16 protein-coding genes and 1 tRNA gene are annotated in these 20,645 nt (G+C 65.7%); 6 read left to right on the forward strand and 11 right to left on the reverse strand.

Features of this window, described 5'->3' with window-relative positions; genetic code table 11:
* Window position 1: 1 nt before the first annotated feature.
* From ASD93_RS08405 to ASD93_RS08425, 5 genes are all read right to left on the reverse strand, one after another.
* On the reverse strand, window positions 2-1,339 hold the full coding sequence (locus ASD93_RS08405; protein ID WP_056121302.1) for a homoserine dehydrogenase: 1,338 nt from the start codon (window positions 1,337-1,339) through the stop codon (window positions 2-4).
* Window positions 1,332-2,750 (reverse strand): diaminopimelate decarboxylase, encoded by a 1,419-nt coding sequence (gene lysA / locus ASD93_RS08410; RefSeq protein ID WP_056121304.1) that lies wholly within the window; start codon window positions 2,748-2,750, stop codon window positions 1,332-1,334. Before lysA ends, ASD93_RS08405 begins: the two co-directional genes overlap by 8 nt.
* Window positions 2,751-3,001: 251 nt before the next feature.
* Window positions 3,002-3,814, reverse strand: a complete 813-nt coding sequence (locus tag ASD93_RS08415) for a DUF2993 domain-containing protein (protein WP_056121306.1) — start codon at window positions 3,812-3,814, stop codon at window positions 3,002-3,004.
* A 2-nt stretch (window positions 3,815-3,816) separates the two neighbouring features.
* Complete coding sequence (gene argS / locus ASD93_RS08420; RefSeq protein WP_056121308.1) at window positions 3,817-5,481, reverse strand: arginine--tRNA ligase; 1,665 nt, start codon at window positions 5,479-5,481, stop codon at window positions 3,817-3,819.
* A 315-nt stretch (window positions 5,482-5,796) separates the two neighbouring features.
* Window positions 5,797-6,651: a transglutaminase-like domain-containing protein gene (locus ASD93_RS08425; RefSeq protein ID WP_056121309.1), complete on the reverse strand. Its 855-nt coding sequence runs from the start codon at window positions 6,649-6,651 to the stop codon at window positions 5,797-5,799.
* Window positions 6,652-6,834: 183 nt separating this feature from the next.
* Here ASD93_RS08425 and ASD93_RS08430 point away from each other — a divergent pair, with 183 nt between their 5' ends.
* Window positions 6,835-7,644 (forward strand): SGNH/GDSL hydrolase family protein, encoded by an 810-nt coding sequence (locus ASD93_RS08430; RefSeq protein ID WP_056121310.1) that lies wholly within the window; start codon window positions 6,835-6,837, stop codon window positions 7,642-7,644.
* Between the two features lie 44 nt (window positions 7,645-7,688).
* Window positions 7,689-7,761, forward strand: a tRNA-Arg gene (locus ASD93_RS08435).
* 290 nt (window positions 7,762-8,051) lie between these two features.
* Here the strand turns inward: ASD93_RS08435 and ASD93_RS08440 are convergent.
* The 3 genes from ASD93_RS08440 to ASD93_RS08445 form a co-directional block, all read right to left on the reverse strand.
* A complete protein-coding gene (locus ASD93_RS08440) occupies window positions 8,052-8,501 on the reverse strand; it encodes a DUF4279 domain-containing protein (RefSeq protein ID WP_082569249.1) in 450 nt (149 codons plus the stop codon).
* Window positions 8,502-8,544: 43 nt separating this feature from the next.
* Window positions 8,545-8,721, reverse strand: coding sequence for a hypothetical protein (locus tag ASD93_RS15905; protein WP_157536908.1), 177 nt, complete (start codon window positions 8,719-8,721; stop codon window positions 8,545-8,547).
* Window positions 8,722-9,011: 290 nt separating this feature from the next.
* Window positions 9,012-9,602 (reverse strand): hypothetical protein, encoded by a 591-nt coding sequence (locus ASD93_RS08445; RefSeq protein ID WP_157536909.1) that lies wholly within the window; start codon window positions 9,600-9,602, stop codon window positions 9,012-9,014.
* Between the two features lie 500 nt (window positions 9,603-10,102).
* On the opposite strand from ASD93_RS08445, the gene ASD93_RS08450 reads away from it, so the two are divergent.
* Window positions 10,103-10,357 carry a hypothetical protein gene (locus tag ASD93_RS08450; RefSeq protein WP_056121317.1) on the forward strand — a complete coding sequence of 85 codons (255 nt, stop codon included), beginning with the start codon at window positions 10,103-10,105 and terminating at the stop codon, window positions 10,355-10,357.
* A 623-nt stretch (window positions 10,358-10,980) separates the two neighbouring features.
* Here the strand turns inward: ASD93_RS08450 and ASD93_RS15910 are convergent.
* Window positions 10,981-11,634: an RNA polymerase sigma factor gene (locus tag ASD93_RS15910; protein WP_162253385.1), complete on the reverse strand. Its 654-nt coding sequence runs from the start codon at window positions 11,632-11,634 to the stop codon at window positions 10,981-10,983.
* Between the two features lie 127 nt (window positions 11,635-11,761).
* Window positions 11,762-13,555, reverse strand: coding sequence for an ATP-binding protein (locus tag ASD93_RS08455; protein ID WP_162253386.1), 1,794 nt, complete (start codon window positions 13,553-13,555; stop codon window positions 11,762-11,764).
* Window positions 13,556-13,911: 356 nt separating this feature from the next.
* Here ASD93_RS08455 and ASD93_RS08460 point away from each other — a divergent pair, with 356 nt between their 5' ends.
* Genes ASD93_RS08460 through ASD93_RS08470 form a run of 3 tightly spaced genes read left to right on the forward strand, consistent with a single transcriptional unit; the run spans window position 13,912 to window position 17,053 of the window.
* Complete coding sequence (locus tag ASD93_RS08460) at window positions 13,912-14,835, forward strand: ParB/RepB/Spo0J family partition protein (protein ID WP_162253387.1); 924 nt, start codon at window positions 13,912-13,914, stop codon at window positions 14,833-14,835.
* Window positions 14,835-15,707, forward strand: a complete 873-nt coding sequence (locus tag ASD93_RS08465; protein WP_162253388.1) for a ParB/RepB/Spo0J family partition protein — start codon at window positions 14,835-14,837, stop codon at window positions 15,705-15,707. The genes ASD93_RS08460 and ASD93_RS08465 overlap by 1 nt, the downstream gene beginning before the upstream one ends.
* Window positions 15,704-17,053, forward strand: coding sequence for a DNA methyltransferase (locus tag ASD93_RS08470; RefSeq protein ID WP_056121324.1), 1,350 nt, complete (start codon window positions 15,704-15,706; stop codon window positions 17,051-17,053). The genes ASD93_RS08465 and ASD93_RS08470 overlap by 4 nt, the downstream gene beginning before the upstream one ends.
* A 367-nt stretch (window positions 17,054-17,420) precedes the next feature.
* Here the strand turns inward: ASD93_RS08470 and ASD93_RS08475 are convergent, their stop codons facing one another.
* Window positions 17,421-19,724: a hypothetical protein gene (locus tag ASD93_RS08475; RefSeq protein WP_056121327.1), complete on the reverse strand. Its 2,304-nt coding sequence runs from the start codon at window positions 19,722-19,724 to the stop codon at window positions 17,421-17,423.
* Window positions 19,725-20,645: the final 921 nt, after the last annotated feature.

A 20,645-nucleotide genomic window follows, 5' to 3' on the forward strand; every position in this document is an offset into this window, starting at 1 on the left:
GTCAGTCTCCTTCCACACGCAGGACCGAGACGACGCGCTCGACGACGCCGCTCGCGGCGAGACGGTCGACCGTCTCGCTGAGGTCCTGCTCCAAAGCCTTGTGCGTGCCGATCACCAGGCGCGCGGTGCGGGCGTCCTCGCCCACGACGGTCTGCTCGAGGCTCGCGATCGAGACGCGCCCGTCGCTCAGGGTCCCGGCGACGGTGGCGAGCACGCCCGGCTCGTCGTCGACCTCGAGGGTGATCTGGTACCGGGTCGTGACGCGCCCGATGGGGACGATCGGCAGGTTCGCGAGGGTCGACTCGCCGACCCCGACACCGCCGGCGATGTGGCGGCGGGCGGCCGAGACGACGTCGCCGAGCACGGCCGACGCAGTCTGCACGCCGCCGGCGCCGGCGCCGTAGAACATGAGGTTGCCGGCAGCCTCGGCCTGCACGAAGACGGCGTTGTTCGCGCCGTGCACGCTCGCCAGCGGGTGGGCGCGGTCCACCAGCGCCGGGTACACGCGCACCGAGATCGCATCTCGATACGCGGCTTCGCCGCTACTCGATGGGCGGGGCTCGTCGCCGGTCAGTCGCTCGCACACCGCGAGGAGCTTGATGACATAGCCGGCGTGGCGCGCGGCATCCATCATCGACTTGTCGATCGCCGTGATGCCCTCGCGGTGCACCGCGTCCAGCGGAACGGTCGTGTGGAAGGCGAGGCTCGCGAGGATCGCGGCCTTCTGCGCGGCGTCGTAGCCCTCGACGTCGGCCGTCGGGTCGGCCTCGGCGTACCCGAGGCGCTGCGCGTCGGCGAGCACGTCGGCGAAGTCGGCGCCCTCGGTGTCCATGCGGTCGAGGATGTAGTTCGTCGTGCCGTTGACGATCCCCATGATGCGCTGCACGCGGTCGCCCGCGAGCGAGTCGCGCAGGGGGCGGATGATCGGGATGGCACCGGCCGCCGCGGCCTCGTAGTAGACCTCGGCACCCACCTGGTCGGCCGCATCGAAGATCTCCGGGCCGTGCGTGGCGAGGAGGGCCTTGTTGGCCGTCACGACATCAGCGCCCGAGTTGATCGCCTGCAGCAGGTAGGTGCGCGCCGGCTCGATGCCGCCCAGGAGCTCGATGACGATGTCGGCGCCCACGATGAGCGACTCGGCGTCGGTGGTGAGCAGCTCGCGGGGCAGGTCGGCGTCGCGCGGAGCGTCGACGTCGCGCACGGCGATCCCGACCAGCTCCAGTCGGGCACCGGCGCGGTCGGCGAGCTCGTCGGCGTGCTGCTGCAGCAGCGACGCGACCTGCGAGCCGACGGCGCCTGCTCCCAGCAGTGCGACGCGGAGACGGCGGTAGTCAGTCATGCGTTCCCTTCGGGTGGTGGAGGCCGGCGTCGCGGGCGAGCAGATCGTCGATCGTCTCACCGCGCACGATGACGCGCGCCTCTCCCCCGCGCAGCGCCACGACGGGCGGGCGGGGGACGTAGTTGTAGTTGCTCGCGAGCGAGAAGCAGTACGCGCCGGTGGCCGGCACCGCGAGCAGGTCGCCGGGCGTGACGTCGCCCGGCAGGTACTCGGCGTCGACGACGATGTCGCCGGACTCGCAGTGCTTTCCGACGACGCGCACGAGCGCCGGGGCCGCGTCGCTCGTGCGGGAGGCGAGCCGTGCCGAGAACTCGGCGCCGTACAGCGCCGGCCGTGCGTTGTCGCTCATGCCGCCGTCGACGCTCACGTACAGGCGCTGCGCGTCGTCGCCGACCTCGACCGCCTTCGTCGTGCCGACTTCGTACAGCGTCACGCCGGCGGGGCCGACGATCGCGCGGCCGGGTTCGAACGCCAGGTTGGGGACCGGGATGCCGCGCACCTCGCACTGGCGGGCGACGGCATCCGCGATTCCGACGGCGAGCTCCTCGATGGGAGTCGGGTCGTCGGCCGAGGTGTAGGCGATGCCGAAGCCGCCGCCGAGGTTGAGGACGGGCAGGTCCCCGCCGGCGCGGAGCTCGGCGTGGAGCTCGACGATGCGGGCGGCGGACTCCTCGAACCCGGCGGTGCCGAAGATCTGCGAGCCGATGTGGCAATGGAGGCCGACGAGCGTCAGCCCCGGAAGCTCGCGGATGCGGGCGGCCGCGGCGGGAGCATCCGTCAGCGTGAAGCCGAACTTCTGGTCTTCGTGGGCCGTCGCGAGGAAGTCGTGCGTCTCGGCGTGCACGCCGCTGTTGACGCGCAGCAGCACCGCCTGGTTCACGTCGCGGCGGTCGACGATGGCCGCGAGGCGCTCGATCTCGATGAGGCTGTCGATGACGATGGAGCCGACGCCCGCCTCGACGGCGGCCTCGAGCTCTCGCACGCTCTTGTTGTTGCCGTGGAAGCCGAGCCGTGCGGGCTCCGCTCCGGCGGCCAGGGCGACGGCGAGCTCGCCGCCGGTGCACACGTCGAGCGCAAGGCCCTCCTCGGTCACCCAGCGCACGACCTCGGTGCTCAGGAACGCCTTGCCGGCGTAGTACACGCGCGCCTGCACGTCGTAGAGGGCGGCAGCGGCGCGGAACGCGTCGAGGGTGCGGCGGGCCCGGGCGCGGACCTCGTCCTCGTCAAGCACCCACAGCGGCGTGCCGAAGCGGTCCCGCAGCGCGGTGGCGGGGATGCCGCCGAGCACGAGGACGCCCTCGTCGTCGCGTGCCGCGGCCTCGGGCCACACCAGGGGTGCGAGCGCGTTCGCGTCATCGGGCTCGACGAGCCAGTCCGGTGCCAGGGAGCGGGACTGCGAAGGGGCGGACACGGGTAGGACCAATCGGTTCGAGCTTCGGCGCAGAGCCGTCCGGGGCGACCGGATCGGCGCGGATGCCTCGGCCGGATTGCACGTGCCGAGCGTCCTTGCAGTCTAGGGCACAGCCCATGCCGGGCCCGTGATGTGTGACGCCTGCGGCCCCCCGGTCGTTGAGCGAGGAAGCGCAGCGACCGAAACGAAACGCAGCCACCCCCGGTCGTTGAGCGAGGGAGCGCAGCGACCGAGACGAAACGCGGCAGACGTCAGCCGCAGCTGCCGTTCGCCTGCAGCGCGGGGTCGGTCACGATGGCTCCGTCGACGTCCGCCTCGGCGACGAGCGTGTCGCCGACGACCTCGACGCCGGTGAGCGTGACGCCGGCCGGGATGTACTGGGCGAGGCACACGCTCCAGTCGCGCACGACGATGTCGGCGAGCGCCCCGAAGCGGTCCGACAGGGCACCCGCGTCGATCTGGGCGCCGGCGAGCTCGAACGACGCCGGCGTGAGCACGAGGTCGCCGTCCGACACGGAGGGCGTGAGCGCGACGCCGATCGGGAACTCGATCCCGAAGAACTGCAGCTCGGTGCTCATGGTGACGTTCGGCGCCGCGAGACCGAGCGTGTCGGCGGGGAAGCCCTCGACCGTCGCCATCAGGCTGCGCAGCTGCTCCTCGTCGAGGGTGACCGTCGCGGTGGCGCCGCCCATGTCGACGCCCTGCTGGATCGGCACCTCGGTCGCCGTCACGGTGACGTCGCCCTCGAATGCGCCGACGGGGACATCCTGCGACGACACCGTCACCTCATTGAGGCTGCCGCCGATCAGCTGCGGGATCAGCAGGCCCGGCACCTCGACGTCGACCTCCTGGTCGGCGGGAAGCGACAGCTGCTTCGAGATCTCGTTCTTGACCGTGCGCTCGACCATGTCGCGCGCGACGGCCTCGGCGATGAAGAACGCGGCCACGGCGAGCGCGACGAGGATCACCAGGGCGACGATCCACGGCCACACGCGCCGACGGCGGCGCGGGGGCTCTGCGACCTCCCAGCCGGGAGGCAGCTCTACGGTGTCGCCGGTGCTCATCGCTACATCCGTTCCGGCGCACCCACGCCGAGCAGGCCGAGCCCGTTGCGGAGCACCTGGCCGGTGGCGTCGTTGAGCCACAGACGGGTGCGATGCACGGCCTCGACGGGTTCGTCGCCGAGCGGGATCACCCGGCAGTTGTCGTACCAGCGGTGGTAGACGCCCGCGAGCTCCTCGAGGTAGCGCGCGACGCGGTGCGGTTCGCGCACCTCCGCGGCGAACGCGACGATGCGCGGGAACTCCTGCAGCACGCCCAGCAGCGCCGACTCCGTCGCGTGCGAGAGCAGCTCGGGGGCGAACTCCGAGCGGTCGACTCCGGATGCCGCGGCATTGCGTGCGACGTTGTGGGTCCGCGCATGCGCGTACTGCACGTAGAAGACGGGGTTGTCGTTCGTGCGCTTCTGCAGCACGTCGAGGTCGACGTCGAGGTTCGAGTCGGTGGAGCTGCGGACGAGTGCGTAGCGCGCAGCATCCTTCCCCACCACCTCGACCAGGTCCTCGAGGGTGACCACGGTGCCGGCGCGCTTGGACATGCGCATCGGCTGGCCGTCCTTGACGAGGTTGACCATCTGGCCGATGAGGATCTGCAGGTTCACGCCCGGCTCGTCGCCGAAGGCCGCGCACATCGCCATCAGGCGCTGGATGTAGCCGTGGTGGTCGGCGCCGAGCATGATGATGCAGCGGTTGAAGCCGCGCTCGCGCTTGTCGAGGTAGTAGGCGAGGTCGCCCGAGATGTAGGCGGGCGTGCCGTTGGAGCGGATGACGACGCGGTCGCGGTCGTCGCCGAAGGTCGTCGAGCGCAGCCACACCGCGCCGTCCTCCTCGAAGATGTGTCCCTGCTCGCGCAGACGCTCGACGGCGCGCTCGACGGCGCCGGATTCGTGCAGGTCGTTCTCGTGGAAGTACACGTCGAAGTCGACGCCGAAGTCGTGGAGGCTCTTCTTGATCTCCTCGAACATGAAGCCGACGCCGAGCGCGCGGAACGCCTCCTGCTTGGCGTCGGGCTCGAGCGCGTCGATGTCGCCGTCGTAGGCGAGCGCGACGCGGCGCGCGATGTCGCCGATGTAGCCGCCGCCGTAGCCGTCCTCGGGGGTCGGCAGGCCCTCGTGCGCGGCGACGAGGCTGCGCGCGAAGCGGTCGATCTGGGCGCCGTGGTCGTTGAAGTAGTACTCGCGGGTGACCTGCGCGCCCTGGGCGGAGAGCATGCGGGCGAGCGAGTCGCCCACCGCGGCCCAGCGGGTGCCGCCGAGGTGGATCGGCCCGGTCGGGTTCGCCGAGACGAACTCGAGGTTGATGATCTCTTCGGTGCGGGTGGTGTTGGTGCCGAAGGCGGCGCCGGCGTCGACGATGGTCTTCGCGAGGGCTCCGGCGGCCGCGGCATCCAGTCGCACGTTGATGAAGCCGGGACCGGCGACGTCGACGCTCGCGACGCCGTCGAGCGCGGCAAGACCGTCGGCGATCTCGGCGGCGAGCTCACGCGGGTTCGCGCCGATCGTCTTGGCGAGCTTGAGCGCCGCGTTGGACGACCAGTCGCCGTGCTCGCGGTTCTTCGGACGCTCGAGCGGCAGGTCGGCGGCGGTGAGACCCTCGGCGGCACCGGGTCGTCGCGCCTCGGCGAGGGGGACGATGACGGCGAGCAGAGCAGCGGAGAGGGCGTCGGGGTTCATAGCCCGCTAATTCTACGGGCGCGAGCGGCGCACCCCGCTCCGCCCGGTCGTTCACCTCGGTCGTTGAGCGAGCGAAGCGAGACGAAACGCCGCCCCGGTCGGTCACCCCGGTCGTTGAGCCAGCGAAGCGAGACGAAACGCCCCACCCCGCGCCCCCCGGTCGCTCCCTCGGTCGTTGAGCGAGCGAAGCGAGACGAAACGCCCCCCGGTGGCCCGGTCGTTGAGCGAGCGAAGCGAGACGAAATGCCCCCCGGTGGCCCGGTCGTTGAGCGAGCGAAGCGAGACGAAACGCCCCACCCCGCGCCCCGGCCCCCGTCAGGCCAGCTGCACCAGCGACGTGAAGTCGTCGAGCGACGGATCGGATGCCTCAGGCAGCGTCTCCGGGAGCATGTCGAGCCCGTCGAGCGGCGGAGCATCCGGAACGACCCACGCGTCGACGCGCATGCGATCGAGCCCGACGTACCCGCCGTGGTAGCTGAGGAAGGCGCAGTCCGCGGCATCCCTCCCCGTGGCGATGCGCACGAGCGAGCGGCGGTTCGCGAGCCGTGTGCCGTCGATGACGTACCAGGCGCCGTCGTGGTAGGCCTCGGCGACGGCGTGGAAGTCCATGGGCTGCAGCCCCGGCGCGAAGCAGGCGGCGTAGCGGGCGGGCATGTCCATCGCGCGCAGCAGGGCGATGACGACGTGGGCGTAGTCGCGGCACACGCCCTGACCGGTCATGAGGGTGGTGACGGCGCTGTCGGTGCCCTGGCTGAGTCCGGGCGTGTAGGTGGTGCTCGTCGCGACGAACTCCGACACGGCCGCGATGAGGTCGTGGCCGGAGAGTCCCTTGAACTGGCGGCGGGCCTGCTGGAACACCTCGTCGGACTGGCAGTAGCGGCTCGGACGCAGGTAGGTGATGGCCTCGAGGTCGCTCGTGCGGCTGGTCGCGGTCTGCCCGTCGACGGTCGCCTCGTAGCGGACCTCGAGCCGGCCGGCCTCGCCGAGCAGGCGGTGGAGGCGGCTGCCGGACTGGTCGACGATCTCGGTGGGCGTGTAGACGCGCTCGCCCTGGGTGAAGGTCAGCTGCTCGCTCGCCAGGGGCACTCCCTGGGCCGCCGTGATCTGGAAGATGAGGTCGACGGACGACCCCAGATCGAGGTCGAGTTCGGCGGTCAGGACACGTTGCACCGAAGTATCTTACGCACGCCGAATGGGGTGTTCCTGCGGGTGCGCAGAATGCGCGCGGAGGGGCCTTCGCGCGCCAGATCTGCACTGCTTTCGGCGGGCCGTGCGGCTCAGGTTCTGCACCGTGTTTCCCAACGATTCGGGGTCGGAATCGGTGCGCGCCGATTCGTGACGTAGCCTCGCTTCATGCACGCGCCCGGGAGCCTCCGCGTACGGCGTCCGTGGCTGCCGGTCCTGGGCGCTGCGCTCGCCATCGCCGCGGTGTGCGCGCTCGGCATGTGGCGGCCCTGGGTGACCCCCTCGGCACCAGTCGCGAGCGAGGCCGATACGGTCGTCGCCGTGGCTCCCGCGATGCTCGAACTCCCCGATGCGCCGCGCGTGCTCGTGTTCGGAGACTCGTGGGTCTACGGCTCCGCCGCGACCATCCCGGCCCTCGGCTTCGCATACCGCCTCGGTGAGAACCTCGGGTGGGATGCCGTGGTCGACGGCGTGCGCGGCTCCGGCTATCTGAAGCCCGGCATCGACGGCGGCTCGTACGGCGAGCGCGTCGCCGCCCTCGACCCGGCACTCGACCCCGACCTCATCATCCTCGAGGGTTCGATCAACGATCGCCGGCTCCCCGCCGAGGGGTACACGGATGCTGTCACCGCCGTGTGGAACGCGCTCGAGTCCCGCTATCCCGACGCCGCGATCGTGATCCTCGGCCCGGCGCCGCAGGTGCTCCCCGTCGAGTCCGCGACCGCGCGCATCGACAGGGATCTGGCGAGCTTGGCCGCTGCCCGCGGCTGGTGGTACATCTCCCCCATCGCCGGCGATTGGATCACCGAGGCCAACTACCTCGACGTCATCGACATCGGCCCGGTCGGCCGCAACCACCCCTCGACCGACGGTCACGCCTACCTCGCCGAGCGCGTCGCCGAGGCGATCATCGAGATGACCGCACCCACGGATGTCGTCGCCGACGCACCGCTGGACGAGGAGATCGTCGCCCCCTGACGCGGCGGGAGCGCCGGCCGCAGGGTGATAATCTCGACCGGTACGCCTCCGTAGCTCAGGGGATAGAGCGTTGGTTTCCGGTACCAAAGGTCGCAGGTTCGATTCCTGTCGGGGGCACGAATGCGAGAAGGCCGGCCCGGAGGGTCGGCCTTCTCGCATTTGTGTCTTTGACAGCAATCGAACAGCCCGCGAAGCGGGCGTGTTCGGGGGCCCCACGCGCCGAGGCTCCGCGCGCCGCGAAGCGGCGTGTGGAGAGCGCGAGGGATCCTGTCGGAGGCTGAACCATCGAGATCGTTGAGCCGGCGCGCAGCGACGGCGTTGGCACCAGCCCTGCTCGGCGTGGACGTCCGCGGTCTTGGTCGCTAAGCCCCGCTGCTGGATCCCCGAGCAGTGGTCTTCTCGACCACCTACGCGCTCTCGTCCTCGTCCTCGTCCTCGTCGTCGAAGTAGACCGTTCCCAGGACGTCCACGCCGAGTGCGGCGATTTCGACCGCCAGGTCTGCAGGCAGAAGAAATCCTCCCTGCCATGAATCCGAGTTGGCGGACCAAGTGATGTGCGCGTCGCAGTCGGCCGGCAGACTTGCGATCCGCCCGAACGCGGGGCGGCATGCGCTCAAGAGTTCGCGCACGGCCCGAGTTCCGGTCTGGTCGTCCTCGGTGTTGTCGAGCCGGCCGGTGTCGTACGACCAAACGTTGAGTTGGCGAGCATGTCCCGACCGCGTGATCGACCCTCTCAGCTCAGATTGGGTCGGCTCGACTCCGAGCAGTTCGGTGACGATGGCCGGTGGGGTGTCGCTCGATAGCACGACCAATGACGCGAGCCCGGAACGAATCACCCGGCGAGAGACAGCCTGCACGCGACCGCACCACCTCCCGCACGCGACGGGTGGATCACTCGGCTCATGCGTCGCGGCAGCTGGATCCCTTCAGCGGGGCGGCGGACGAGTCCTCGATCTCGAACAGCGAAGAAGACACCGGCGAGAAGACGGCGAAGGTGTTGCGGACGGTCTGCGGCGCGAGCGTCTTGGAGAGCCCACTGATCCAGCGTTGAATCTCGGCATAGTCGACATGGCTCAATCGGCGGCTCCCCCACCGCGGGATGATGTGCTTGTTCAGCGCTGGTACCCGATCAGCGTGGTCGGCTTCAGCTGGCTCGGCTCTTGAGCCAGTCCCTCGCCCACGAATCGACCGTCACTTGCGCGAGCGGAGGGTCGACGTAATCACCTGGCGCATTGGCGAACTCGACTGTGCAGAGGAACCCCCGCCTCACGCTTGGTGCGGTACCCGCGCTTGTCGATCTCCGTGTGGTCCGCTTGCGGTACCGAACGCGATACCGCCGACCTGACGACGTGTTGCAACGCGAGACACTACCCATCCACCCGTCGACCGGCGATGTAGCTCATACCCTCGAGATGTCCCGCTTCCCGCGCCTTACTAATCCAGTCCGCCGCGGTGCGGTGCGGGATCCCGAACTCACGCTGTACCGCCTGCGTCGGTGGCTGATTGGACAGCGCAGCGACACCGTAGACGATCTCGACCGCCTCCATGCGGCGCTCGGTGTTCTTGCGCTGCCTGACCATGTCCACAATGAACCATGGCAGCACTCGCTCGCGGCTCGTCGTGAGCTCGCTCGCCTTGATCCACTTGCCGCCGTCCATCAGGTTGAGCGTGATGCACTCCGGAGCCGCCGCCTTGAGCACGTCCGCGGTGCGGGCCTTTCGGAGTGTCACCGCGTTGATCTCGGCGCCTTCTCGAGCCGTGTAGGTGGCCTCGGCGATGACGTAGCGACCCGCTCTCTCGTCGAATCGGGCGTGGATCGCCGTGTCGAACGGCACGTCGGGTTGATCTGTGGCCATCGCTCGGAACTCGGGCACGATGCGCAGCCCTGTTCCGATGGGCCGAGTGGCATGGCGGACGGTGACCTTCGCGCCGGTGAGGGATCGCACGTCGATTTTCACCCCTTAAGTATTGCGTAGCCGAGCCACGAATTAGCATGTACAATGCTGGCATGGGTAGGCATGCCGCACCAGTGCCTGGGCAAAGAGTCTGTATCCGCCGAAAGGAAGCGAGGGCAATCACCATGTCGAGGCGTCTCTGACGTTGACAGGCGCTTGCGTCCGGCCTAGTAGTCGATCTGGACCTGAAGTGGAATGGGCGCTGCTCGCCGCCGGAATAGGTGCTAACTCACGTGACGGCCGAAGAGGCGTGCCGCGCTAGTCGGCGAACCACCTAAGACCCAATCGAACAATGAGTCCCCCGCATGCCTACGGTCGTCTGGCTTACAGGCCGATCGTAGCTCGCTCCTGCGGCCCCGTGCCGGGCTTTCGCGGCATATGGTCCCGCGCTTCACTCAGTCCGTTTTTCCACGACCCGAAACTAAGCGGCGTCCCCTCACACTCGATCTCCCTGCCAGACAGGCGAACCAGAAATCTTGACCAGCATTCGGAAGGAGCCCACCGTGTTGCGTTTCACGATGCATCTCGATTTCACCGGGTCCGAGGGCGCGAAGTCGATTACAGACCTCGCAGCGCAATTGGAGTTGATCGCAATCAAGCTACGAGACTCGGTATCGAGCGACCTTGCGAGCAATCAACCTCGCCAGATTCCGGCGAGCACCGAGCGCAGCAGCTCGATGCCCATCGCGGACTGGCTCGGTTATCGGGTCGGGCAGTGGAAGGTCGCGTCCAACCCCCGGCGAACATCGCCAAAGTGATCGAACGGATGCGTCAACCAGTCAAACAACCGGGGTTGCGACAGGGTCGACAGCGCCAATCTCGGGTTTCCGACTTTCGCGTGTCGATGACACACCGGCTCAGTCGCAGATACCTCTCGCGTATAGCCGGGGCGAGGTCTCGACGAGCACTTCTCGCAGGCGACTCTGGAAGTCGCCGCCGCGAGTGCGCCTGTGTTTGTCCGCGACGTATTGATGCCAGCGCGAGGGGTGCCTCGGGGAATCCCCGACCGTCCACACACGCGGGCGGTCCAACCGACGCGAAATCTCGCGTTCGACCCATCCGACCTGCGCCTCGAAGTGATTCCGAGCTTCGCCGCTAAACCCTCCACCTAGCCCCCACCCGAGGAGCAGCTGATCAGCCGAGCCAATCAGCGACCGCAGCTGGGGGCGCGCAATATCCCACCCGTCGAGCGCTGACCCAGCCGTTGTGATCTCCAGGACACTCCGGGTGGGAACCGCCAAGAGGTTCGCTATTCGCATCTCGTCGCAGCCGAGCAGATCGCGGACGACCTCCAGCCGGCGAGTAGTTGCCGTGCCAGGACCCAATGCCGGGTTGATAAGGATTGCGCCCAGAACCTGAGGAGAATCCGTGGCTCGACGGTTCATGCTGCAGCCCCGAGGGAGGCGCGAAGTCGAGAATGCGCAGACGAAAGACGCTTCGAGATCGCGGGCGCCTGAACCCCCGTCCTTGCTGCAATCTCGCGGCCGGAATAGCCGAGGTCGATCAGGAGGACAGCCTCGAGCTCCATATCGGGAAGCGCGGCAAGCGCAGGTCCCAGCGAACCGAAAGGAAGCGCTCCACGTTCGATCACGTCGCGGTCGCGCTCGAGGTGCAGCACCCTCGTCATTTCGGCAGCTGCGACTACATCTCGCGGGTTTCGCTGTCCGGTCAGCCGCATGGACTCACGCCGTGCCTCGTTATACATAGCTGTGGTCACGTAGGGGGTAAATGGGCGACCTCTGTCCGAACAGAATGCGCGAGCGACGCGGGGAATCGCCATCAGCGCCGCGTTGGCTACATCGTCGCGGTCAGCGGCGTGGTGGCACACGGTCGCGGAGATCCTGCGCGCACTATCGCTCAGTCGCCGAACCAGCTCATTCATCGCCCGCGTGTTGTCCGCCTCGCAGGTCTGTGCTGCGAGAACCAGCTCATCGACAGTCAGCTCAGCGAGCTCAAAAACAGAAAAACCTTCCATGAGGTGCTCCTTCGGAATCTGGGAAGGGGCGACCTGGAAGGTCGGAAAGAATAGGTTCACTTCTCGGTCTGTGGCCCCAGGGACTTGCCCCAGGAAAGAACGAACCCCTTCAGGGTGGTGTTTAGTTGGCGCTACCAGCCTAGAGCGCAACAGGGCTTTCGTCCATGCTGCGCCCCAGGCTTAGTGCCTAAGCCGCTTCCGCAGCCTCGGCAGAGTCAGGAGAAGTAACCAGGTCGATGTGGCCGAGCGACTTGAGGGTGTCATCAAGATTCGGGGACCACACACTCGCGCGCTCGCGCTCGTAGAACGTGCGACGCTCAGAGTCGGGGTCCGCGTTCACCTCGGCGTCCCCGAGTGTGAGGAGCAACACTTCCAGCGCCGCGCGGAGGCGAGGGTTCGTCCCATGACCCATGTAGAGGTCGCTGTAGAACCGATGGGCCTGGTTGACGAACAGCACACGCTGCGCGCCACGCTGGATGCACCGGTAGAACGGCGCTCCGGGCAAGTCCTCGAACTCGATAGCGTAGTGATTCTCGGCCTGCTGGGCGGTCAGCTCCTGCTCGATCAGGGATCTGTCGATCCCAGTTTCCTTAGCCTTCTTGTCCACTTCGCGCTTGAAGTTCTCGTCGGCCTCCTTCTTACGCACAGGAGTCTCGACGGGAGCCTTTTGCGTCTGGAATTTCTTCGCTTCCTCGAGCGCAGCGATCGAGGGCTTCTTGTCCTCACCCTCAGCCGCTTCGCGGATGACCTTCGCGTTCTTTTCGTAGTCCGACTTCATCTGATTGATTGCGGCGAAGATCCCCGCCTTGTCCTTGAGCATGTCCCAGATGGCGTCGCTGGGCGTCACCTGCTGCTTGGACGTGGTGATCGAGAAGTAGTCGTCGAGCGTGGCCTCGAAGTCGACCTCCACCGCCCAGAACCGGTCTGTCGTGGCGTTGAGCACGCCGAGGTGCTGGCGCGGGGGACGGACGACATCGATCTGCCTGCCATTTCGAAGGAAGATGATGCCGTTGTTGCTATCGGCGATCCCAAGACGCTCGTTCATGTCTCTGCGCGGGTTGGGGCGAGGCTTAGCCTTCGCCTCAGGCTTGCGGAAAAACGACGCCGGGAACCGCGAGAACCGCACGCGCATACGCCCGATGACTTCTCCGGTCTGCTTGTCCGCGACTTCGAGTGTCGCGGGCGTGTACGCCACAGCTCGATCTTCATCGAGGTCGTAATAGCGGAAGCCTTCCGTGAGAAACAGCGGATCGCAAGGCTCCACGACCTGGCCATCAACGGAGATCGGAGTGTCCAGGAGGTAGTTGCGGTAGATGATGCCGATCTCGGTGACGAGCTTGCCGCGCAGTGCGTCGCGTTGGCGGAGGTCCACACGATCGAGGTTCTCCCAGATGATCACTGTGCCGTGATCGAGGTCCGCGCGACCCAGCCTTTTCAGTTCGTCGAAGACAAACCTCGGCGGGCGCTCCTGCGTTTCCTTCGGCATCTCGATGCGGTTTCCGCTCGTCCACTTGCCATCGCCGATTTCATCGACATCGAGATAGGCGCTGGTCCAGTCAGTGCTCTCGGTCTTCGAGTACACCGTCACTCGACGCGCCTGGCTCACCGAGGCGCTCGGGAGCCCGTAGCCGTACTTGCCGAACCCCACCCGGTTATTGTGCCGCGTGCCGGCGCCCCATACGAGCGAGGCTCTAACCATTGCGGGTACCATTCCGTGGCCGTCGTCGACGATCGCGATCTTGGTGGGCTTGTGTCCCTGATCGAACCCGAAGAGAAGGTCGATGTGGCCGGCCCCCGCCTGAACGGAGTTGTCGAACAGCTCGCTGAGAGCGAAGGCGGTCGACTTGTACCCGATGTCGCGCATGCCGCGCACGAACGCGTCACCGACGACGATGTCCCAGCCGAACTGGCTTCCCTCGAGGTGGCGGATCAGATCGTGCTGAGCCTCGATTCCCGGGATGGGCGTGGTGTCCATAGTCATGATTCGTATCCTTTCCGTAGGACGGGCAGTGCACCCGTCAGTGGCTACATATGGGTATAGGTCTCGCGATGCCGAAAAGTTTCCGTGTCCATCCAAGTTCGTTGCGATGCCGGTCATACCGCGGCCAGGGGCAGAGTGGGATGCGGGTGTGTTCGGTCCGCCGAGTATCGAGCCGGCGGGTATGGTGGGGACCGCTCGTGCAACCCACTAGCGCCGCGTACCACCGTTCTCTACCTCCGAAGGGCGCGGTCTACGAGCCTCGACCCAAGCGCGACGCGTGCCGGATCGCGCATCAGACGGAGAGATCAACCGTCTTCTACCGCGATGCCGTGGCTAGGACGCGTCGTGTCGGAAGCATGCGGCAGGCTCGCAGAAAGTATTTTGGAAGGGTGGCGGCCAGGTTGGAGAGAGTTTCTGAAGCGATCAGGGATCAGGCGGTCGCTGGCGTGGAACCACACCGGTTCGAGCAGGGCGGGCGGCACCCCGCACTCGAGGTGCAGGACATCCCAGTATCCAAGATTCGTCCCGAATATGGCCTAGGACGCAAGCGCGATCGCGACGGCCACCGGGAGCTCCGCAGGTCAATTGAACAGTTTGGCGTGCTCACACCGATCACTGTGCGGCTTGCGCCCGACGGAAGTGGTGACTACCTCCTCATCAAGGGTCAGGGGCGCACGCTGGCGTGCGAGATGCTCGGACTCGCGACTATCCCGGGAATCGTAGTCGCCCCAGACTTCGCTGAGGATGAGAAGGTCCAGCAGTTCCTGGTCGAAAACGTGGCCCGACTTCGGATGCGGCCAGTTGACAGGGCTCTCCTGATTTCGCGTGCCCGGCAGCGCGGCGAGGAGACCGTGGACGTCGCGCGGCGGTTCGGAGTGACGCCCGCAACTGTTCGTCGACTGCAGGCTCAGCTCGAAACCGCATCCAAGACTGAAGTTGCAGCGCTGAGAGATGGCAGCGTAAACCTCGCCCTTCACGCCGTGATCTCCCGCCATGTGCTCGATAGCGCGGAGCGGGCCGATGTGGTCGGTGAGATTGCAAAGTTCGATTTGCGCACCCGCGAGGTCGATGAGTTATTCCGCGCCATCGGATGGGCAAGTCTGGTAGAGCTTGGCGGCAAGGCCCATCGCCGGTCAAGGTTGCTATTGATTTCTTGGGCGTGCCACGCTCTTTCGGGACTCGGTAAGGGAGCGATCGATGACCGGCTCAGCCAGCTCGCCGAACGGCTGCCGCTCTCCTTCGGTGAGGAAACCCATGTTGCTGGAGTGGTAGGCGCATGATGAGACTGATCGAGATTCCGCCGAGCGAGCTCGTCGTCGGCGATGAGCTGCGGCGGTCTGGTAGCGCCAAGCAGTTTGAAGAGCGGCTGCGTTCATCGATTGAAGAGATCGGGCTGGCCGAGCCGATCAAAGTGGCGCCGATGCCGTCAGGGAAGTTCCTCGTGGTTGACGGCACGATGCGACTCCGCGCGATCAACGCAATTCGAGAGAGCGACGACACCGCCTTCGACACAGTGCCGGCCTACCTGACCGACTACGAGCGTCGCTATGAGATTCGCTTTCAGACCGACATCTATCAGGATCTGCTCCCGAGCCAGCTCGCACAGCTGGTCGAGCACCTCCACGAGTCGGAGGGCGTGAAGAAGGCCGACATCGCGCGCTACATCGGGGTTTCTCCGGCGACGCTGCGCAACTACACCGGTCTTTGGCGCCTCGTCCAGCGCGCGGGGCAATTCGCCAAGGTTGTGGAACTGATGGACGCCGGCGTCTTCCCCGCTTCAAACCCTTATGCCTGGCTCCGCCTCACGGCGGGTGGTCTCGATCTGGTTCTCCAGCAACTCGCGGGGGACGCAAAGACGCCTGAGACTTGGATATCTGAGGTGACCTACGCAACGCGCCAAGGTCACGTCACTCGATACACGACGAGCGAGATCGAGTCAGTCACCGGAGCGCTGGCCGACGCCTACTACGTCTCGGACTCGGAGACCCGCAGCGCTAAGAAGGATCTCGGGACCCGCCGGGCGATGAGGGCCGCGCCCGTCGAGCGACGCCGCTCCAAGGCAGCGGTGAAGAACTTAACGCGTGTGTCGCAGCACTCGACTGACCCGGTGCTGAAGGCCGCTGCAACCTCCTTCAAGGTGTACCTGACATGACCAACTCAGCGACGGACTGGACGCAGTCCTTCTTCGATGTGGCCGAGTCCGACTCGATCGACGGTGGCACGACGAGCATCGGTCCGCTTTGGCATGCCGCGGGTGCTCGATGGGGCCACTCGATGCACACGATGTGCTCGTATCACGGCATGTTTCCGGCGCGGCTCGCGCATTACTTCATCCAGACGTACTCGAATCCGGGCGATGTGGTGGTCGACCCTTTCAGTGGTCGAGGCACAGTGCCGTTGCAAGCTCGGGTTGAGGGCCGGCGGACCATCGCAAATGACCTCAGTCCTCTCGCCTATGTACTGTCGAGCGCGAAAGCGAACCCTCCATCATGGGGGAAGATGATGGACGCGGTGGGTGTGCTGGAGAAGGGCTACCGGGCGCCTCAAGACGACGTGGATGTCTCGCCCGACATTCGCATGCTTTACCATCCCGACACTCTCAAGCAGCTCGTCTATATTCGCAGCTGGTTGCTGAGCGAGGAGCGGACGACTTGGGCTCCTCAAAAGCATATGATTGCGGGCGCGTTGGCCGGAATCATGCACGGCGGGCATCGACGCGATGGCAGTTCACAGTACTTGAGCATCTCAATGCCAAATACATTCAGCATGTCACCTCGATACGTAGCGAAGTTCATCCGTGAGAAGAGTCTGGTGCCACCAGATCAGGATGTTTTCGCCCGCATTAGAGACAAGCTCGCCCGACTCTACCTCGATGCGATCGAGGGCCCCGAGGGGGTCACCTATTCGGCGGATGCGACGAGCTTGCTGGCTGACGGCGTCGTCCGGCCGGGTAGCGTCGACCTGATCGTCACCTCGCCGCCGTACCTTCGCGTGGTGAATTACGCCACCGCAAACTGGATACGCCTGTGGTTGCTCGGCGTCGACGAGGTGGGTCGTGACCAGGGCGCGGGTAGAAAGCAGCTGGACGGCGTCTTGGATCATGGGCACGGCTACCCCGCATATCAGACGTTCATGCAGCGCCTCCTTTCGGGGATCGAGACATCTCTCAAACCGACCGGCGTCGCCGCCGTGGTGATCGGCGACGTCATCGAGCCCGGTAAGGAACGAGTGCCGCTCGCTGAGCAAGTCTGGAGCGAGCTGAGCGCCGGCTCAGGCCTAAAGCTAGTTCAGTTGATCGAGGACCATCTTCCGGTTGAGAAAAAGGTCAGCCGCATCTGGGGCGACACCAAAGGACAGGCGACCGACAAGGATTGCGTACTGGTGCTGGCCCGTAAAGACGCAGAGATTTCCGCGATCGACTCGGAGCTCGACTGGGACGAGCCTTATAAGGATGGAGGCCCGGACGCGGCTCACGAGCGCCTTCAACGGAAGCCCTAGATCAGAGGCACGCCTGCGTGAATCGCGGGTGGCAGGGCTCGGAGCGTTTCGACAAGGAATAAGAAAGCGCTGACTCCGGCACCGCGTCTTCCCGCGAGTAGCCGACCGCTGAACGCCCGAACGCTGACGATCAGTGATGGGCCACCGGCGACGTCGTCCGGAGCATAACCTCCCGGCGTACGACTGCCTCATACCCCTCTGGGCGAGGGAACTCCGTCAGGCGGTCCTCCTGGATGGCCGGCATGGGCACGCACGGCTGAGCCGAGCCACCCAGTCTGCCACACCCCGGGCCGACCTCGAACGGTGGTTCTCAGACCGCCTTCTTGTGTCCGATAGCCAGTCACCGCGATACCAGCGCGCATCTGAGCTAGTCGTCATCATCGAGGCTGTCACCGAGGATCCCCTCGGTATCGGTCGCGACCAGCACCGAATCGGCCACGATCATCTGGAGTTGCTTCAGCAGCTCCGGATCGAGTTCTGCTTTCTCTTCGACCTCGTGAATTCGATAGAGCCCCAAAGCCACCGGGATCATGTAGGCAGACTTGCGGGCCTCCTGAACGGCCAAGGTGTAGGAACGGTTGCTCAAGACATCTTGGAGCTTGTCGAAGTCAAGGTTGAGGTAGATATCGACACCCTTGCCGCTATCGTCGACTCGGCCGACTGATCGCGCGTCGAAGTCATGTGTATCCCAGCCTGACTTGTCGACCCAGGAGACCTGCGGTCCCACGGGCACAGCTTGCTTGACGACCCTCTTGACCTTTTGCTCTCCGGCCCGCCCCGATCCGCCATCCGGTTCACGCGGAGCTATCACCGAGATATCGACCGTGTCGATGAGTTCCCCGCCAGGTACCTGAAGGCGCGCGGTCAGCTTGTAATCGCCGAGCTCTGCGTCCTCCGTGGCGGCAACCAGCCACTGAGCTGCACCGCCGAGGAGTTGAGAACGCGTCGTGGGGTAGACGTCCTTGGTTTCGCCCTCCGGACCCTCCACGGTGATCGTCAGGTCGGCGTCATGTCCCGGGAGATAGCCGTTCTTGGCGTCAAGATTCACCATGAGCCGCTTCTTTGTGCCGCCTTGAGTGACGACGAGCACATGGGGCGCAAACTGGAGCGTGGTCGGAATGACAGGCAAAGCGGTGTCATCGGTGTCGCGAGGTTGTCCGGCGCCACCCTTCTTGTTCTTTTCCCCGTCCGCCTCGACCTCGATCTCGACATCAACCTCGGCAGTGCGCCCACCAAGCTTCCCGATGATCTTGGCCAGCTTCTTGAGATCCTTCTCACTGGCTTTGCTCGCAGTATCCTTCAGCGACTCCTCACGAAGCTTCTCCTGAAGACGCTGCAGCTCCTCATCCTGAATCAGCAGCTCCGCGAGCTCACTGAAGATGCGCTCGTGCATCGCGCCCCTCAGCCGCTCGCGCGTGGACGCGAATGCGCGGATCTTTGCATCCTGGCTCAGGAAATCGGCTTCGACTTCGATGATGATGCGCGAGTAGAGGTGAGGATATTTACAGACCCGCTTGATCCATTCTGCCTTGCCGGAGTCTTGACGCTGGCCGTTGAGTGTCACAACTATTGCGCTATCGGCATCCACGAATGCCGATGCCGTGTTTGCTCCGGGCTTGACCCCTTCCCTGTCGATGACCCACACGTGCACTTTGATCTCGCCGTCGTCCCCGAGATCGATCGTTGCGCGGTTCTGGTAGCCGACCTTTGTTCCTTTGGAGCCCTCGTCCTCCGTACCGCGGGACTTCAGCGCGCCGCCGACACCGACCATTGTGCGGCGCCCAGGGGTCTTGTCGACGAGGCGATTCGAGCCGAGATAGTAAGGAATAACAGGCTCGTAAAGCGCGGCGTTGTAGTACTTGTACTGGTTGAGGAGAGGACCCTTGATGCCCAGGTCGTATTCGACATGGACGATCTGAGTGCCAAACGGGAAGCCGATCACGTCAGCAGCTTCCCCGTCGAGCGAGAGAACTTTCTGGTTCTCGTCGACGGCGAAATAGTACGCCGGAGTTCGCATGTCTGCGGAGTACACCTTCTTAACGACGGTGACCGCCACGCCATCGACCTCGCCGTCGAGCAGAGCAGGGTGGCGCCGCGACACGATCGCGGTACCGCCTTCGGCAAACCCCAGAGCATTGGAACCACCCCAGCCGTACATCCCCATGAGGAAGGGCTTATCGCGCTTGTTACCTCTATGGATGGACAGGATCGTTTCGGGCAGGCGGTCGGCCGTCTGCCCGATTCCACGGTCACGCATGACCGCCGTTGGCCGATCGGGAGCGCCGGACTCCACGAAGTCGATTGCAACGTCCTCGGCTAGACGTTGTCTGTCGGCAATCGAGAGCTCGCCCACTCCGCCGTCAGGTACGCCGAACAACACCGTCGCCGCCTCCAGAGGACTGCTCATGGCCCCAATCATCGCCGACAGGTCAGTGCCAAACGTAAGACGCGCCTCCCTCTCCAGGACGGCATCGATCATGTTGGTGATTCGTTCGTTGAGTGCAAGCCGACTGTCGGACGCGGCGTTGATAGCTCCGAAGTTGTCGTCCATGTCCCCAACCGCGCGCCACCTGATCGCGCCCCTTTCAGCCAGCGCGGCCTCAAGTGCAGCGAAGTCGACAGTGGTCTTGACATCGAGCGCAGCACGGAGGATGTCAATGTCGCTAGTCACTTGGGGGTTCCTTCCCTGGCGGCGGCGTGGTCGATCACAGTCGGACGCCGACGCACGCCTGCGCTGTGCTGGTTGGGCAATCCACGAGATTCCGCGCTGAAGGCAACGGCCGCGAAGTCTTTCGAACCCAGGCTTTCAACCCCGCGGCGAAAGCGTTAGGCCCTGGTCTCATGTGCAGCCGGAACGTAGCACGTCATCACCACCAGATTCCCCCACGGCCGATTATGGCAGTCCGCGCTTTTGTCGGGCGCACATGTCAAAGGCGAGTCCTGTCCTGCGCGCCGAAGGTTCGATCCCGCGACCTGGCACGGTAGCGCAGTTCAGGGGAGCGACGGCATGCCTCTGTCACTCGACCCAACCTGGGAGGTAGTTCCACTGCTCAGCCTACTGATCACGCTTCTATGGCCCCGGTCTGGATGGGATGCTCACGGAGACAGTCGGCCACCGACGATGACGCGAGCGCGCCCGGCCACGAACGAGCGCGGTGACACCGAGGAAGAACCGCAATGCACATATCACTTCTTGCGAGGATGTGCCAGCGTTTGACATATGCCCGTACCCTGACAGCATGCGCGGTGGTCTGCGGCAGTGGAAGCGAGATGGTGGCCACTGCGACTTACCGCACCCTCCCTGTTGGGTCAGGCCGTCCAGTCGAGCGCGGATAGCGGACCATCACCGCGTAATCATCGGACGGCTTATGCGGGCGACGCGGGCGTGTTTGAAGTTGCCGCTCGCCTTTCGTCCGTTACCCCCCACTCCGACATCTCGCATGTCAAAAGGTGGCGCCGCGATGCCCAGCCGTGAGCCGGCTTTACGGCAGCCAGCCTCATAGGAGCGCGGCACCACCAGCGCCTTCAGGGACCGACCTGAGTGCCAATACGAGCGAACCCGCTCGGATGGCGGCACCTGCTTTGCAGGCAC

The sequence above is a fragment of the Microbacterium sp. Root180 genome, assembly GCF_001428485.1.
In the GTDB taxonomy this organism is placed as follows: Bacteria; Actinomycetota; Actinomycetes; order Actinomycetales; family Microbacteriaceae; genus Microbacterium.